Here is a 15,653-nt window from a genome sequence, read left to right as displayed (position 1 = left end):
CAACTGAACGTCACCGTCATGTGGCTGACGCGGCTGGGATTTTTCGCACAGGCCGCGCTTTCGCCGTCGCCGCAATTGCGACACAATCGACGCGACACATCTCTCTTCAGAGCGCGACCACGCGCGCATGCACGCCTACGTCTATAAAAGCCAACGCAAGCAGGACACCTTCGTCTATCTCGCCGCACGTGACGATTTCTCCGGTCTTCCTGCCGCCGTGCAGGCGCAGCTGGCGCCGTTTACGTTCGTGCTGGATGTGGCGTTGACGCCCGAGCGCCGGTTGGCGCAGGCCGATGCGGCCACGGTGCGCGAGGCGCTGGGCAAGCACGGCTTCTATCTGCAATTGCCCAAGACCATCGTGCTCGCCGGCGAGTGCGACCATGACTGAGCCTGTGCGTGGCGCACGGATGCGCGCCGCAGCGCTGGCCGGTGCGGCTGGCGTGGCGCTCTGCCTGCTCGGCGGCCTTGGCGGCGTGGTCGCTGCACTGAGCCTGTGGCTGGCGCAGCCGGCGTTCGCGCTGGCGGTGTCGTGGGCACGTGGGACGCGCGCAGTGCCGGGCCAGCCGCGTGCGATCGCGCAGGCGCTGCCGCCGTTGCTGGCCATCTGGGGCGTGGGCCTGCTGGCACTGGCGGCGCTGATCAGCTGGCCGCTGACCGCCCTGCGCGACAGCGGCAGCCTGGCGGCCGCGCTGGCGCTGAGCGTCGCAGTCAGCGCGGCCTTGCTGGGGCTGTGGCGGACCTGGCCGTTGTGGGGCGAGGTGGAACGCGACGGTGGCGCGCTGGCGCCACGCTGGCAGGCGCTGGCCGCGCAGGAATTGCATGCCTGGCGCGGCCTGCTGGCGGCCGCACTGGTGCTGGCGATGTGCACGCTGGCCGTGGTGCTGGCCTGGCCGGGCTGGTTGTCCGGCGGCCTGCGCTGGGGTCTGGCGGTGGCTGCCGGTGTGCTGTTGCCGGTGGCCCATCTGCTGCTGCAACGCACCGCCGCGCCCATGCGCAGCGATGTGCCGCACACGCGCCAGGCCGCCGATTTCTTCTCCGAAGCCGCCGCCGAACCGCGCCCGCTGGAACCGGTGGCCCGGCATCAGCTGGTACCCGAACTCTTCGAGGCCGCGCGCAGTGGCCGGGTGGACCGCGCACTGCAATTGCTCGAGGCCGGTGCCGACCCGCAGGCGCTGCCGCTGCCGGAATGGCGCGATCAGCGCAGCCTGCCGGCGCTGGCGGCGGTGCTGCCGGACTTGCGCCTGCTGCGTGAGTTGATCGTGCGCCGCGTCGACGTCAATCAACCGCATCGCGGCATGACCCCGTTGCTGGCCGCCACCCGCGACAGCTGGCACGGCCGCCCGGATGCGGTGATGACCTTGCTGGCCAATGGCGCCGACCCGCGCGCCAGCGACAACGACGGCAACACCCCCTTGCATCATGCCGTGCGCAGTTCCGACCCGGGTGTGGCCGCGCTGTTGCGCGATGCCGCCGCCGAGCTCGACGCGCTCAACAACGAAGGCCATTCGCCATTGGCGATGGCCTGCCAGGTCGGCAACTGGCGGCTGGCCAAATTCCTGCTGGAGCGCGGCGCACAGTCCGAGCCCGAAGGCGGCGCCCCGGTGCTGCTGGCGGCAGCCGGTACCGAAGAAGACGACCCGGCCGGCGTGCAGTTGCTGCTCAAGCACAAGGCGCGTGTGGACGCGCGCGACCGCCAGCGGCGCAGTGCGCTGCACGAAGCCGCACTGGCCGGTCACGGCGACATCGTCGAGGCGCTGTTGTCGGCCGGGGCGAATCTGGAAGCGCGCGATCTGCTGGGCCGTACGCCGTGGCTGGATGCCGCGCGCCAGGCACGCAGCGCCGTGCTCGAACGCCTGGTCGCGCGCAAGGCCGATGTGCTGGCCATCGATGGCGACGGCCGCAACGCCTTGCTGCTGGCCTGCGCTGCCGACAACGTCTCGCCGGCGCTGATCCGCCGCCTGCTGGACCTGCAGGTGCCTGCCGACAGCGTGGATGCGCACGGCCGTCGCGCGGTGGATGTGGCCGCCGAGGCCGGACGTTGGGCGATCGTGCAACTGCTCGATCCCGCTTACCCGTTGCCGGCCGCGGTCAGCGACGCGCAGGGCGAGGCGCCTGGTGTTGCCGTGCTGCCCGACCGCCCGCCGCTGGTGTTGTTGCGCGAAGGCCTGCAGCTCGGCCAGCGCGACGGCCTGGTCGCGCTGGCGCGGCTATGCGCCCCGGAAGAACTGGGCGGCCTGTTGCACGACGCGCATCTGGCCTTGAACGCCGAGGCGGTCGACTGGCTGCTGCGCCATGGCGCCGACGCCGAGGTGCGCGACGCCTGCGGCGATGTGCCGATGTTTGCGCTGCTCTCGCGCGGCGTGGAGGCGGTACCGGCGCTGCAGGCGTTGTTGCGGCATGGCGTCTCGCCGGCTGGCGCCGGTGGCCTGACCCGGTTGCTGAGTGCCTGCGTGCAGCACGATGCGGCATCGCGTGGGCTGGAACAGTTCGCGCTGGAACTGCTCGAACGCGGCGCCGACCCCTTCGCGCCGTCGGCCGCAGGCGATCCGCCGTTGTCGCTGGCGGTGCGACTGGGCTGGCTGCGCCTGCAGCAGTGGTTGCTGGAACATGGTGTAGACCGCGAAGCGCGCGACAGCCACGGCATGACGGCGCTGCATCTGGCCACCGCGCTGGGCCGCGATGCCTCGCTGAAACTGCTGGTCAAGCAGGGCGCTTCGCCGGAAGCGCGCGCTGCCGACGGGCAGACCCCGCTGGGCGTGGCGCTGTCGATCGGCCGCCGCGATCTGGCCGACTGGCTGGACTGGCGCATCTGGTCGCTGCCGCGCCGCACACTGCGCGAAGCGGATGTGCCGGCCGCCGCGATGACCGGCGATACCGATGCGGTGCGTCGCCTGATCGATCTCGGCCTCACCGTCGATGCCGTCGACGCGCAAGGCTGCACCGCGCTGCTGCGTGCCGCCGGTGGTGGCCATCTTGGCGTGGTCACGCACCTGCTTGGCCGCGGCGCCGATCCGCAGCGCGCGGCCAACAGCGGCGCCACGCCGTTGTCGGCGGCGGTGAGCATGCGCCAGACCGAGATCGTGGCCGCCTTGCTGCACGCCGGTGCGCAGATCGAACACCGCCTGCCAGGCGGGGTGACCGTGCTGATGCTGGCCTGCGCACTGGGCCTGCCGGACATCGTGGCGCGCCTGCTCACCGCCGCGGCCGACGTGCACGCCACCGACAATCAGGGGCTGGCGCCGTTGCATTGCGCGGCGTTGTACGGTTTCACCGCGCGCGACAAGAACCGCCTGTTGGCTCTGTTGGACACCTTGCTGCTGGCCGGCGCCGACCCGGACTCCCTGGCCGGTGGCCGGGTCAGCCCGTTGCTGCTGTTGCTGGGCGCGCGTGCCGAGCCGGGCACCTCCTGCGACGAGCAGGTGGTGCTGGCCGGCGTCGAACGCCTGCTCGACGAAGATGTCTCGCTGGATGTGGCCGACCAACGCGGCTTCGGCCCGCTGCATCTGGCTGCACTGCACGGCCTGCCGCTGCTGGTGCAGCGCCTGCTGCGCGCCGGTGCCGATGCCGACCGCCGCGATGCGCTCAACCGCACCCCGCGCGAGATCGCCATCATGCGCGGCTTCATCGACGTGGCCGGCCAGTTCGAACCGGCGCTGCCGGGCGTCTCCTCGATGGCACGCTTCCTGCGCGAAGGCCGCTGAGCCAGCGCGGCGCGCGCGTCTTCGCCGACTGGCCCGGCGTGCAGGCGCAATCGGCCGGGCTGGCCGCCGATGCGCACGTGCAGATCACCCCGGAGCCGTTGCAGCAGGCAGAGGTAGTGCTGGTGATGGAACGGCGCCATCTGCTGCTGCGCAACGCTTCGGCGCGCATTTGCGCCACTGCCGGGTGATCTGCCTGCAGATTCAACGTGACAATGCGTCTATGGATCGGGCACCGGTACGCCGCCTGGAACACACGGTGCCACCGCTGCTGGGTTTACCGGCGCAGTCGTAACCTGATCCCGACACGGCCCATGCAAGACTGCGGGTTCTTTCGCCGGAAGGAAGCGCCCAACCAATGAGCGTGCGTATCGAGGACCACGCAATGCTGGGCAACTGCCACAGCGCGGCCCTGGTCGACCACCGCGGCACCATCGGCTGGCTGTGCCTGCCACGCTTCGATTCCGATGCGGTGTTTGCTTCGCTGCTGGGCGACGAACAACACGGGCAATGGGCATTGTCGCCGGCCGCCGACTTCCGCACCGAGCGCGCCTACCAGGACGATAGTCTGGTGCTGTGCACGCGCATGATCACCGACAGCGGCACGGTGGAGCTGATCGACTTCATGGTCGCCAGCGAAAACGGCGAAGTCCATCAGCATCTGGTGCGCATCGTGCGCTGCGTGCAGGGCAGCGTGCCGATGCACATGCGCCTGACCTTCCGCTTCAACTACGGCCGCACGGTGCCATGGGTGACGCGCATCGTCGATGGTATCCGCGCCATCGCCGGCCCCGATCAACTTGCGTTGCGTTCGCCGCAAACGCTGCGCGGCCAGGACATGGGAACCGAAACCGACTTCACCTTGCGCGAAGGGCAAAGCACCTGGTTCCTGCTCAGTCACGGCGCCTCGCATCAGGCCACGCCGCCCTTGATCGACGCCGAACAGGCGCTGCAACGCACCACCGCGTTCTGGCACGGCTGGGCGCGCCGCTGTACCGATGTGGGGCCGTGGACCGAGCAGGTGCGTCGCTCGCTGGTGGTGTTGAAGGGGCTGAGTTATCTGCCCACCGGCGGCATCGTCGCCGCGCCCACTGCCTCGTTACCGGAGCATCTGGGCGGCACGCGCAACTGGGATTACCGCTATTGCTGGCTGCGCGATTCGGTGTTCACGCTGATCGCGTTGTTGCAGGCCGGGTACCGCGACGAAGCGGCAGCCTTTCGCGATTGGGTCCAACGCACCATTGCCGGTTCGCCGGATCAATTGCAGGCGCTGTACGGCATTGCCGGCGAACGCCGCTTGCAAGAATGGGAAGCGCACTGGCTGCCCGGTTATGAACATTCCGGCCCGGTGCGCATCGGCAATGGCGCGGTGGATCAGTTCCAGCTCGATGTGTATGGCGAGTTGATCGGTGCGTTCCATTACGCCCGCGAAAAGGGCGTGGGCCTGCCGTCCGACGACGACGGTTCGTCTGCATCGCTGCTGGAAAAGATTCTGGAAACCCTGGAAACCCTGTGGTGCGAACCGGATGAAGGCATCTGGGAAATCCGCGACGAGCGCCGCCACTTCGTGCACTCCAAGGTGATGGCATGGCTGGCCTTCGACTGCGGCGCGCGCGACGGCATCACCAATGCAGATGCCGAGAAACGCGCGCACTGGGGCCGCATTGCCGAGCAAATCCACGCCGAGGTACTGGAAAAGGGCGTGCACCCGGATGGCCACTTCGTGCAGAGCTATGGTTCGGATCGGCTGGATGCCTCGCTGCTGCTGATTCCCATCGTGGGCTTCCTGCCGCCGGACGATCCACGCATCGCCGCCACTGCCGATGCGATCGCACGCGATCTGACCATCGACGGCCTGGTCGAGCGCTATCGCGCCGACGACAGCGCCGATGGCTTGCCGGCCGGCGAAGGCACCTTCCTGGCCTGCAGTTTCTGGCTGGTGGAAAACTACGCATTGCTCGGCCGCACCGACCAGGCGCGTGCGCTGCTCGAACGCCTGCTCGGGCTGTGCAACGACGTCGGTCTGCTCGCCGAAGAATACGACCCGCGCAGCAAACGCATGCTCGGCAACTTCCCGCAAGGGTATTCCCACGTGGCCCTGGTCAATGCGGCATTGCGCCTGCACGGACGCATGGGCGAAAAGGAAACGCATCCATGAGTGAGCAAGCAACCACACCGCCGTGCATCATCGTGGTGTTCGGCGCACGCGGCGATCTGACCAAGCGCCTGGTCATGCCGGCGCTGTACAACCTGCGCCGTTCCGGTGCGCTGGGCGATGAGTTCGCCATTGTCGGCATGGACCATGGCGACATCAGCGAGCGCGCGTGGCGGACCAACATGGGTCAGTCGATGACGCAGCTGCTCAGCAGTCGCGATGCCGAATTCCAGACCGATCAATTCGACACCGCCACCTGGGACTGGTTGCGCGAGCGCATGCATTACCTGCGTGGCGACTTCACCGATCAGGGCGCCTACCGATCGCTGGGCGGGGTGCTGGACAAGTTGCACAAGCGCTACGGCACGCAGGGCAATGTGCTGTTCTATCTGGCCACCGCCGCGCGCTTCTTCGAGCCGGTATTGCTCAACCTGGGCGAGGCTGGCCTGGTCAGGCAACGCGAAGGCGAAGGCTGGCGCCGGGTGATCGTGGAAAAACCCTTCGGCCACGATCTGCCCAGCGCCCAGCATCTCAATGCCACGGTCGCCAGGGTGCTGCACGAAGATCAGGTGTTCCGCATCGATCATTTCCTGGGCAAGGAAACCGTGCAGAACATTCTCGCGTTCCGCTTCGCCAATGGCTTGTTCGAGCCGGTGTGGAATCGCGATCGCATCGACCATGTGCAGATCACCGCGGCCGAAACCATCGGCGTGGAAGGGCGTGGACGGTTCTACGACCCCACCGGCTGCCTGCGCGACATGGTGCCGAACCATCTGTTCCAGCTGCTGGCGATGATTGCGATGGAACCGCCAGCGGCATTCACCACCGAGGCGATGCATCGCCGTCGCGCCGAAGTGATCGAGGCGGTGCGCCCGATCAAGCCCGAAGACGTGGTGCGCGGGCAATATGCCTCCGGCGCGGTCAATCGCAATGCGGTGCCGGGCTACCGCGAAGAAGACACCGTACCCGACGATTCGGACACCGAAACCTACGTGGCGATGAAGCTGCAGGTGGATACCTGGCGCTGGGCCGGCGTGCCGTTCTACCTGCGCACCGGCAAGCGCCTGCGCGAACGCACCACCGAGATCGCGATCCGCTTCAAGCCCGCGCCGCTGGCGCCGTTCCGCAGCACCGAGGTGGGCGGCTACGGCCCCGATTGGCTGGTGCTGCATATCCAGCCGGACGAGGGCATCTCGCTGCAGTTCGACGTCAAGCGCCCGGGCGCGCAGGTGGCACTGGCGCCGGTGCGCATGGACTTTCGTTACCGCGACTGGTTCCCTAAGGAATACACGGTGGGCTACGAGCGCCTGCTGCAGGACTGCATGAACGGCGAGGCCGGCCTGTTCCAGGATGCGGCGATGGTGGAGGGCGCATGGCGCATCGTGCAGCCGATCCTGGACGCATGGAAACAACCGCCCAGCGACTTCCCCAATTACGCCGCAGGCAGCGCCGGCCCCTCGGCCGCCGACGCATTGCTGGCAATGAACGGCGGACACGCCTGGCGCGCACTCACCCCAGGGCGCAAACCCCCGCCGCGCCGTCCGCCGGAAGTGCGCGCTGGTGCTGCGACGCCGGTGAAGAAGGCTGCCAAGAAGACGGCACGCAAGGTCGGCAAGGCGCCGGCCAAAAAGCTCGCCAGTGCGTCCGCCAGACGCGCATCCGCCGCAGCGAAGCCCTCGCAGGATGCGGCCACGTCGTCTGGCGGCGCGGCCAAGAAAACGGTGCGCAAACGCGCAACCAGCAAGGTCGCAAAGGCCGCCGGCAAGACCGCGGCAGGCAAGGGCGCAGCGAAGAAGTCGGCCAGCAAGACCGTGGCGCGCACGCGCCGCTGATGGAGGCGAGCGGCCGACAGCCTCCGCAACTCCATGTAGGAGCGTGCCTGCGCGCGACACGGGCGTTACCGGTCATGCCCGTATCGCGCGCAGGCACGCTCCTACGAACAGCGCAGCGATTGTGGGTGGTTGGTGGGGGCTCGCCATCCCATCGGCGTATGACTTGGACGCAATCGGCCGCTCGCGTTTAGGGCGCCGCCGAGGCAACGACTGCGTCGTTACCGCTGACGAACGATGCACCACATCCACGTAGGAGGGCGCCCGCGCGCGACGGGGCCCTACGCGCAAACGCCTGTTCGCGCGCAGGCGCGCTCCTACGGAAGGGCTCAGCCGTCCTGCGTGGTGGGTGCCGGTTCCACATCCGCCTTGACGTCTGCTTCGAACAGATTCATCAGGTCGGCACGTGCATCGCGTGATGTCTGGATCACCTTGGCTTCGTCGTCGTAGACCAAATGCTGGCGGCGCAGCAGGTCTTCGTCGTGCTGGCGGAAGCGTTTGACGTGATCGTGTGCGAGCGCTTCACCGAGGCCGAGCGAGGTGAGGACGCGTTCGCTCAGTTCCAGGCTGGAGGCGAAGACCTCGCGGAACGGTTCTGCGCCCAGGTCCATCAATTTCCAGGCGTGTTGGCGGTTGCGTGCGCGCGCCAGCACGGTGGCTTGCGGGTACAGGCGACGGATCAGTCGCACCGTCTTGATGTTGGTGTCCGGGTCATCCACCGCGATCACGAACACCTTGATGCGCTCGGCACCGGCAGCGCGCAGCAGCTCGGGACGGGTGGGGTCGCCGTAGTACAGCTGGCTGCCGAAGCGGCGCAGGTCTTCCACCGTGTCGGGGTTGTGTTCCAGCGCCACGAACGGCACATGCCGTGCGGTGAGCAGGCGCGCGACCACCTGGCCGAAGCGACCCATGCCGGCGACCAGCACCTTGGGCGTTTGCGCATCGATGGTGTCGAACGGGCGATCGGGCTTGGGCGCGCGCACGCGCAGCGGCCCGTTGAGGATGCGCTGCATGCCGAGCAGCAACAGCGGGGTCAATGCCATCGACACGCCCACGATGGCCACCAGCCGGTCGTGATTGGCAGGTTCCAGCAGGCCCACGCGGTCGGCTTCGTTGAACACCACGAAGGCGAATTCGCCGCCCAGCCACAGCACGCTACCCAGCATCAGGCTGCTGCGCAGCGGCAGCTTGGCCACGCTGCCGATACCGACCAGCAGCGAGAACTTCACCACCAGCAATATCGCCACGCCCGCTGCGATCAGCCATGGCTCGGCCGCCACGCGGTGGAGATCGATCCCCATGCCTACCGAGATGAAGAACAGGCCCAGCAGCAAGCCTTCGAACGGTTCGATCTGCGATTCCAGTTCGTGGCGGAATTCCGAATCGGCCAGCAACACGCCGGCGATGAAGGCGCCCAGGCTGGCGCTCAATCCGGCCTCCTGCATGATCCAGGCGGTGCCCAGCACCACCAGCAAGGCGCTGGCGGTGAACACTTCCGGCATGCGCGTGCGCGCCACCACGTTGAACAGGTGACGCAACACGAAGCGCCCGCACACGATCACCAGCGCCAGGGCCGCCATCGCCTTGGCCACGTCCTGCCATTGAAGCGTTGCGTTCTTGCTGCCGCCGAGCAGCGGGATGGCCGCCAGCAACGGGATCGCAATCAAATCCTGGAACAGCAAGATGGCAAACGCCAGCCGCCCGTAGTCGCTGCTCAGGGCCTTGCGTTCGGCCAGCAATTGCAGCCCCACCGCCGTGGAGGAGAGCGCCAGCGCCACGCCGACGATCAACGCGCTCTTCCAGCCCAGCTGGGCTGCCATCAACAAGCCGCCTAGGATCACCGCCGTCACCAGCACCTGGGTGGCGCCAGCGCCGAACACCGAATGGCGCATCACCTTCAGGCGCGCCGGCGACAGCTCCAGCCCGATCACGAACAGCAGCATCACCACGCCGATCTCGGCCGCGCCGCTGATGCGTTCGGCATCCTGCACCACACCCACGCCGTCGGGGCCGAGCACCACGCCGGCGACCAGGTAGGCCAATACCGCCCCCAGGCCGAAGCGCTTGAACACCGGCACTGCCACGATGGCGGCCAGCATCAGCACCAAGGCCAGTTCCAGACCACCGCTATGCATGCGTACTCTCCGTTGAGGGACGCATTATGCCGCGCAGGTCCGTTGGCCTGCGCGCACGCATGTGCCATCTGCACGGCGGCGATGCGCGGCTGCGCGATACGGCCCGGCACCTGTCCGCGCAGTGGGTGCGGATCAGTCCGGCGCGGCCTGCGCCTGCACCGTCAGTGCGCGGGCGCTGCGTGGCGTGCCGGACATGGTCGACACACCGTACGAGCGATCAATGGCTTTTCAGCAGAAAGCGCCGATCCAGCGGCTGCAGCGGGCGTGCATTGAACGGGTACACGCGTTCGAACGCATTGATCTGTGCCTCCGACACCTGCACCGGCTGGCTGAGCACCACCCAGTCCACCGTTTCGCTGCATGGCGGAGTGGTCAGCGAGCCTTCGTAGCGATAGAAGCTGCGTTGATTGCTCGGCGGAAGAAACGCCTCGGCGCTGACCGTTGCGTTGGCGACCTGACGGGTCTGGTCCTTGTCCTTGGGCATGGCATCGAGCACCCGCTGGAACGCCGGGTTGGCCTTGCCGGTTTCGAAGAAGATCGCCAGCACGCCCAGCGTGCCGTCCGGGCCCTGATGCACCAGGTGCGCTTCCATCGGGAAACGCCGGCCGTTCAACAGGTGCTCGCTGGAGTGATGGAAGTGCAGTTGCAACGCTTGATACTGCTTGCCGCCGGTCGCCATGGTGCCGCCGTCGTGCAGATCCAGCTGGATGGAATGGCCGGTGTTGCGCACCACCAGCGGCACGGCGCTGTAGCTCAGCAGCAGCGTGCCCAGGTTGGCGTCGATGGCGCCTTTCAGATCGATGGGGCTGTTTTGCTGGCCATTGCCGCACAGCGCATTTTCCTTGGCCAGCTCGGCCCAATGCTCGGCACCTTCCGGACCGGTATAGCCCCATTCGTGCCCGCTGTGCGGCGCGGTCTCGTGCGCCTGCACCGGCGTGCTCTCGGGCAGTGCGGTTTGCGCCATGCCCACCGCGCCCCAGCCGGCGGCGATGCACAGGCACAGCGGGCTGATGCGACGTAACAGAAGCGACCTAGAAGCGGGCATGCACAAAACTCCGGAAGAAAACGCGTTGCGTGGAATGCAATGGCCGATGCCATGGCGGAAAGGCAACGCGCCGGGCGTTGCGGGAAGCGGACTGTAGCAATGAACTGTGACGTCCAGCATGGCCCGGCGACGGGCGGTTGTGCGGCGCCATCTCGACGGCCAGCGGCGCCACCGCAGCGGCGCGTCGGCACCTGGCAACCCGCCTGTCCGCCAGGCGTTGGGGTATCGCCGCGCGAGCGTCCCCAGCCTGGCTTCAGCGCTGCGCAACGCCCCGTGCGTCGGTACGCCCCACGTGCTGCCCTGCTGGCGTGTTGACCAAGCGCCGGGCGGGTGCAGGCCTGCGCCGCCGGGCTTCGGGAAGCCCACTTAAGCGACCGACACGCAGGGCATTGACCAAGCCGACTCAGGCGCGCAGACTGCGCCGCGCCATCGCCCGGATCACCGGTCGGTACGCACCTTTGGAGCCCTTACCCATGTCCAGCGACAGTCACCCTAGACCCGGGTCGATGACCCAGCTGGCGCGCGCCTGAGGCCCAGGTTCGCCGGCTGTCATCGACGACGGTCGTCACCAGGCGAACCCCCATGTACGAGCAAACCCTGCGCCTTGCCGAAGGCGTCGATGCACTGACCGCACCCCTGGCCGAGCTCAACACGGCCGATGCGGTGGAATATCTCAACACCCTGGACCGCGACGACGCAGCGCAGGTGCTGGCCGCGTTGCCGTCAGCACGGGCGGTAAAACTGCTCGAACAACCCGAGCTGCGCGATGCCAGCACGCTGGTGGCGTCGCTGCCGGCCGAGCAGGCCGCCTCGCTGCTCGGGCAGATGGCCGACGACCGCGCCACCGACATCTTCCATGGCCTGGATGCCGAGCAGCGCCAGCCGCTGCTGTGGCTGCTCAGCGCCGAGGCGCGGCTGTCGATCCAGGCGCTGATGCGCTACCCGCCCAACACCGCCGGCGCGCTGATGACCACCGAGTTCGTGGCCGTGCCGTCGGACTGGACGGTGGGCCGCACCCTGCAGCACATCCGCGAAGTGGAGCGCAGCCGCGAGACCGTCTACGCGATCTATCTGCTCGACCCGCAGACCCGCGTGCTGCAGCAGGTGGTGACCATGCGCCGCCTGATCACCGGCGCGCCGGAGGCACCGATCCTGGAGGTGGCGCAGGTCAACCCCCCGGTCACCGTGGACCCGGCACTGGACCAGGAAGAAGTGGCGCGACTGATCCGTCGCCACGACCTGCTGGCGATCCCGGTGGTGGATGCGCGCGGCCACGTGCTCGGCATTGTCACCGTGGACGATGTGCTCGATGCGCTCATCGCCGAATCCACCGAGGACGTGCACAAGTTCGGCGGCATGGAAGCGCTGGACAAGCCGTACATGCAGATTGGCTTCGGCCAGATGATCAAGAAGCGCGCCGGTTGGCTGAGCGTGCTGTTCCTGGGCGAAATGCTCACCGCCAGCGCGATGCAGCACTTCGAGGACGAGCTGTCCAAGGCCGTGGTGCTGACCTTGTTCATTCCGTTGATCATGAGCTCGGGCGGCAACTCCGGCTCGCAGGCCACCTCGCTGCTGATCCGCTCGCTGGCGCTGCGCGAAATCCGCCTGCGCGACTGGTGGAAAGTGGCGCTGCGCGAACTGCCCACCGGCCTGACCCTGGGCGCGATCCTGGGCGTGCTGGCGATCGTGCGTATCACCATCTGGCAGACCGCCGGCCTGTACGACTATGGCCCACACTGGCAGATGGTGGCGCTGACCATCGGTGCGGCGCTGATCGGCATCGTCACCTTCGGTTCGCTGTCCGGCTCGATGCTGCCATTCGTGCTGCAACGCTTCGGCTTCGACCCGGCCAGCGCCTCGGCGCCGTTCGTGGCCACGCTGGTGGACGTCACCGGTCTGGTGATCTATTTCAGCATCGCCGCGCTGATCTTGAGCGGCACGCTGTTGTAGCGGTCTCGCGCCCGGGCAATCACGGATGCATGCATGTGCGCATGCATGCATCCGTCATCCATACCCTGAAACGCCAGTACGTGTACCGTAGCGCGATGGCATTCGCGTCCCCCGCCCGATGAGTACGTACCACCTGCAACAGGTCTTTCGTCCCAGCACCGTGGCGGTGGTGGGCGGCAGCCCGCGTGATCGCTCGGCCGGGCGGGCGGTGGTGCGCAACCTGCGCGCGGCCGGGTTTCCCGGCCAGATCGGCTGGGTCAGCCCGCGCTATAGCGAGATCGACGGTGTGCGCACGGTGGCGCGGCTGACCGATCTGCCGTGGGTGCCCGACCTGGTGGTGATCACTGCGCCGGCGCGCATCGTGCCGCGCATCGTCTCCATCGCCGCGCGGCGTGGTGTGGCTGCCGCGATCATCCTCACCGCCGGCCTGGGCAGCGGCCCAGGATCGCCGGCCGCGCGCATGGAAGCGGCCGCGCGCGCCAAAGGCATGCGCATCCTCGGCCCGCACTGCCTGGGCGTGATCGCCCCGCATGCGCGGCTCAATGCCAGCATCGCCGCGCACTGCCCGCAGGCCGGCGATCTGGCGTTGATCTCCGAATCCAGCGCCATTGCCGCCGCGCTGGTGGAGTGGGGCGTGGCGCGCTCGGTCGGGTTTTCGGCGGTGGTGTCGCTGGGCGATACGCTGGATGTGGATTTCGGCGACCTGCTCGACTACTTCGCCACCGACTACCGCACCCGCGCGATTCTGCTGTACGTCGAACGCATCGGCGATGCGCGCAAGTTCATGTCGGCCGCGCGTGCCGCCGCGCGCGCCAAGCCGGTGGTGGTGGTCAAATCCGGCCGCCAGTACCGCATCAATCCCAATGCCGACACCCACGCGCAGGCGCTGGCCGGTTCGGACGCGGTGTACGGCGCCGCGTTTGCACGTGCCGGCCTGTTGCGGGTGGGCGCGCTGGACGAGCTGTTCGCCGCCGCCGAAACCCTGGGCCGGCTCGGCAGTTTCCCCGGTCGGCGCCTGGCCATTCTGAGCAACGGCGGCGGGGTGGGGCAGCTGGCGGTAGATCAGCTGGTGCTGCGTGGCGGCACCCTGGCCGATTTATCGCCCAAGACGCTGGAAAAACTCGATCAATCGCTGCCGGAAGGCTGGTCGCGCAGCAACCCGGTGGACATCATTGTCGACGCCGACGGCGCGCGCTATGCCGCCGCGATCGAAGCGCTGCTGGACGATCCGGAAAACGACGCGCTGCTGGTGGTCAACGTGCCCACCGCGTTCACCTCCTCGGCCGATGCGGCCAAGGCGCTGACCCGCGCGCTGGACCAGCGCAACCGCTATCAGCGCGACAAACCGGTATTTGCGGTGTGGCTGGGCCAGGACGATGCGGCGATTGCCGCGCTCAATGCCGCGCGCGTGCCCACCTATGCCACCGAATCGGATGCGGTGCGCGGCTTTACCCACCTGGTGCGTTACCGCGAGGCGCAGGCGGCGCTGATGGAGACCCCGCCCAGCCTGCCGGAAGACTTCGTGGTGGATGCCGGCATCGCGCGCACGCTGGTGGAAGAGGCCCTGGCGGCCGGCCGGCGCTGGCTGGATCCGGTCGCCACCAATCGCCTGCTGGCGGCCTACGGCATCCCGATCGTGCCGCTGCAGGTGGCCGCCACCGCCAACGAGGCCGCATTGCTGGCAGACCCGTTACTGGCGGTCGGCCGCACGGTGACCTTAAAAGTGTTGTCCAGCGAGATCGCGCACAAGTCCGACGTGGACGGTGTGCGCCTGAACCTGTCCAGCGTGGCGGCGGTGCGCGAAGCGGCCACCGGCATCCTGGCGCGCGCTGCGCATCCCAGTGCAGTGATCGAAGGGGTGATCGTGCAGCCCACCGTGCTGCGGCCCAAGGCGCGCGAACTGATCGCCGGCATTGCCGACGACCCGGTGTTCGGCCCGGCGATCGTGTTCGGGCGCGGCGGCACCGCGGTGGAGGTCATCAACGACCGCGAGCTGGCCCTGCCGCCGCTGGACCTGCGCCTGGCCCACGAACTGATCGGCCGCACCCGCGTCTCGCGCATCCTCAAGGCCTACCGCGACGTGCCGGCCGCCGACGAGCGCGCGGTGGCGCTGGTGCTGGTCAAGCTGGCGCAGCTGGCTGCCGACATCCCCGAAATTACCGAGCTGGACATCAACCCGCTGCTGGCCGACCGCGATGGCGTGATTGCGCTGGACGCGCGCGTGGCGGTGGCGCCGGCGCGCAAGCTGCACAAGGGCCGCGGCCATCCGCGCTTTGCGATTTTCCCGTACCCCAAGGAATGGGAACGCCAGATCGGCCTGGGCGATGGCACCCATGCGCTGGTGCGCCCGGTGCGCCCGGAAGACGACGCGCTGTTCCGCGCGTTCTTCGCCCGCGTCACCGACGAGGACCTGCGCCTGCGCTTCTTCCAGTCGGTGAAGCATTTCAGCCATGAATTCATTGCCCGGCTGACCCAGCTCGATTACGCCCGCTCCATCGCGCTGGTGGCCATCGACCCCAAGACCGGCGACATGCTCGGCGCGGTGCGCCTGCACGCTGATGCCGATTACCAGCGCGGCGAGTACGGCATCCTGATCCGCTCGGACCTCAAGGGCCACGGCATCGGCTGGCAGCTGATGCGCATCATGATCGAGTACGCGCGCTGGCTGGGCCTCAAACAGATCGAAGGCCAGGTGCTGCGCGAGAACCGCACCATGTTGGCGATGTGCCAGAGCCTGGGCTTTGGCGTGCGCCCGGATCCGGACGATGCGACCCTGATGGCGGTGACACTCCCTATAATGGGCGAGCCGCGCCCGGCCTGACCCTGCGTCACGCCGCGGTC

8 protein-coding genes and 1 pseudogene are annotated in these 15,653 nt (G+C 68.2%); 7 read left to right on the top strand and 2 right to left on the bottom strand.

Translation table 11 applies throughout. The annotated features are described in order from the left end of the window. The first annotated feature begins 127 nt into the window (after positions 1-127). From ACCQ03_RS20290 to zwf, 5 genes and pseudogenes are all read left to right on the top strand, one after another. Positions 128-388, top strand: coding sequence for a YcgL domain-containing protein (locus tag ACCQ03_RS20290; protein WP_017156303.1), 261 nt, complete (start codon positions 128-130; stop codon positions 386-388). After that, on the top strand, positions 381-3,701 hold the full coding sequence (locus ACCQ03_RS20285; protein WP_209227916.1) for an ankyrin repeat domain-containing protein: 3,321 nt from the start codon (positions 381-383) through the stop codon (positions 3,699-3,701). Before ACCQ03_RS20290 ends, ACCQ03_RS20285 begins: the two co-directional genes overlap by 8 nt. Continuing rightward, positions 3,698-3,993, top strand: a pseudogene (locus ACCQ03_RS20280) (phosphotyrosine protein phosphatase). The gene ACCQ03_RS20285 and the pseudogene ACCQ03_RS20280 overlap by 4 nt, the downstream one beginning before the upstream one ends. A gap of 63 nt (positions 3,994-4,056) precedes the next feature. Then, the gene (locus ACCQ03_RS20275; RefSeq protein ID WP_057678315.1) at positions 4,057-5,856 is read left to right on the top strand and encodes a glycoside hydrolase family 15 protein; all 1,800 of its coding nucleotides are present in this window, start codon (positions 4,057-4,059) and stop codon (positions 5,854-5,856) included. After that, positions 5,853-7,685 carry a glucose-6-phosphate dehydrogenase gene (zwf, locus tag ACCQ03_RS20270; RefSeq protein ID WP_057678316.1) on the top strand — a complete coding sequence of 611 codons (1,833 nt, stop codon included), beginning with the start codon at positions 5,853-5,855 and terminating at the stop codon, positions 7,683-7,685. Before ACCQ03_RS20275 ends, zwf begins: the two co-directional genes overlap by 4 nt. A 326-nt stretch (positions 7,686-8,011) precedes the next feature. Here the strand turns inward: zwf and ACCQ03_RS20265 are convergent, their stop codons facing one another. Both ACCQ03_RS20265 and ACCQ03_RS20260 read right to left on the bottom strand, forming a co-directional pair. After that, positions 8,012-9,817, bottom strand: a complete 1,806-nt coding sequence (locus tag ACCQ03_RS20265) for a monovalent cation:proton antiporter-2 (CPA2) family protein (RefSeq protein WP_209227914.1) — start codon at positions 9,815-9,817, stop codon at positions 8,012-8,014. 217 nt (positions 9,818-10,034) lie between these two features. Further along, a complete protein-coding gene (locus ACCQ03_RS20260; protein WP_057680036.1) occupies positions 10,035-10,862 on the bottom strand; it encodes a carbonic anhydrase in 828 nt (275 codons plus the stop codon). A gap of 582 nt (positions 10,863-11,444) precedes the next feature. Here ACCQ03_RS20260 and mgtE point away from each other — a divergent pair. Both mgtE and ACCQ03_RS20250 read left to right on the top strand, forming a co-directional pair. Then, a complete protein-coding gene (gene mgtE, locus ACCQ03_RS20255) occupies positions 11,445-12,812 on the top strand; it encodes a magnesium transporter (RefSeq protein WP_057680037.1) in 1,368 nt (455 codons plus the stop codon). A gap of 118 nt (positions 12,813-12,930) precedes the next feature. Continuing rightward, a complete protein-coding gene (locus tag ACCQ03_RS20250; RefSeq protein WP_209227912.1) occupies positions 12,931-15,633 on the top strand; it encodes a bifunctional acetate--CoA ligase family protein/GNAT family N-acetyltransferase in 2,703 nt (900 codons plus the stop codon). Positions 15,634-15,653: the final 20 nt, after the last annotated feature.

It is taken from the genome of Xanthomonas sp. NCPPB 3569 (assembly GCF_041475645.2).
Taxonomy (GTDB): domain Bacteria; phylum Pseudomonadota; class Gammaproteobacteria; order Xanthomonadales; family Xanthomonadaceae; genus Xanthomonas; species Xanthomonas phaseoli.
The sequence above is the reverse complement of the archived record's forward strand: the minus strand, read 5'-3'. Positions and strand labels throughout refer to the sequence as shown.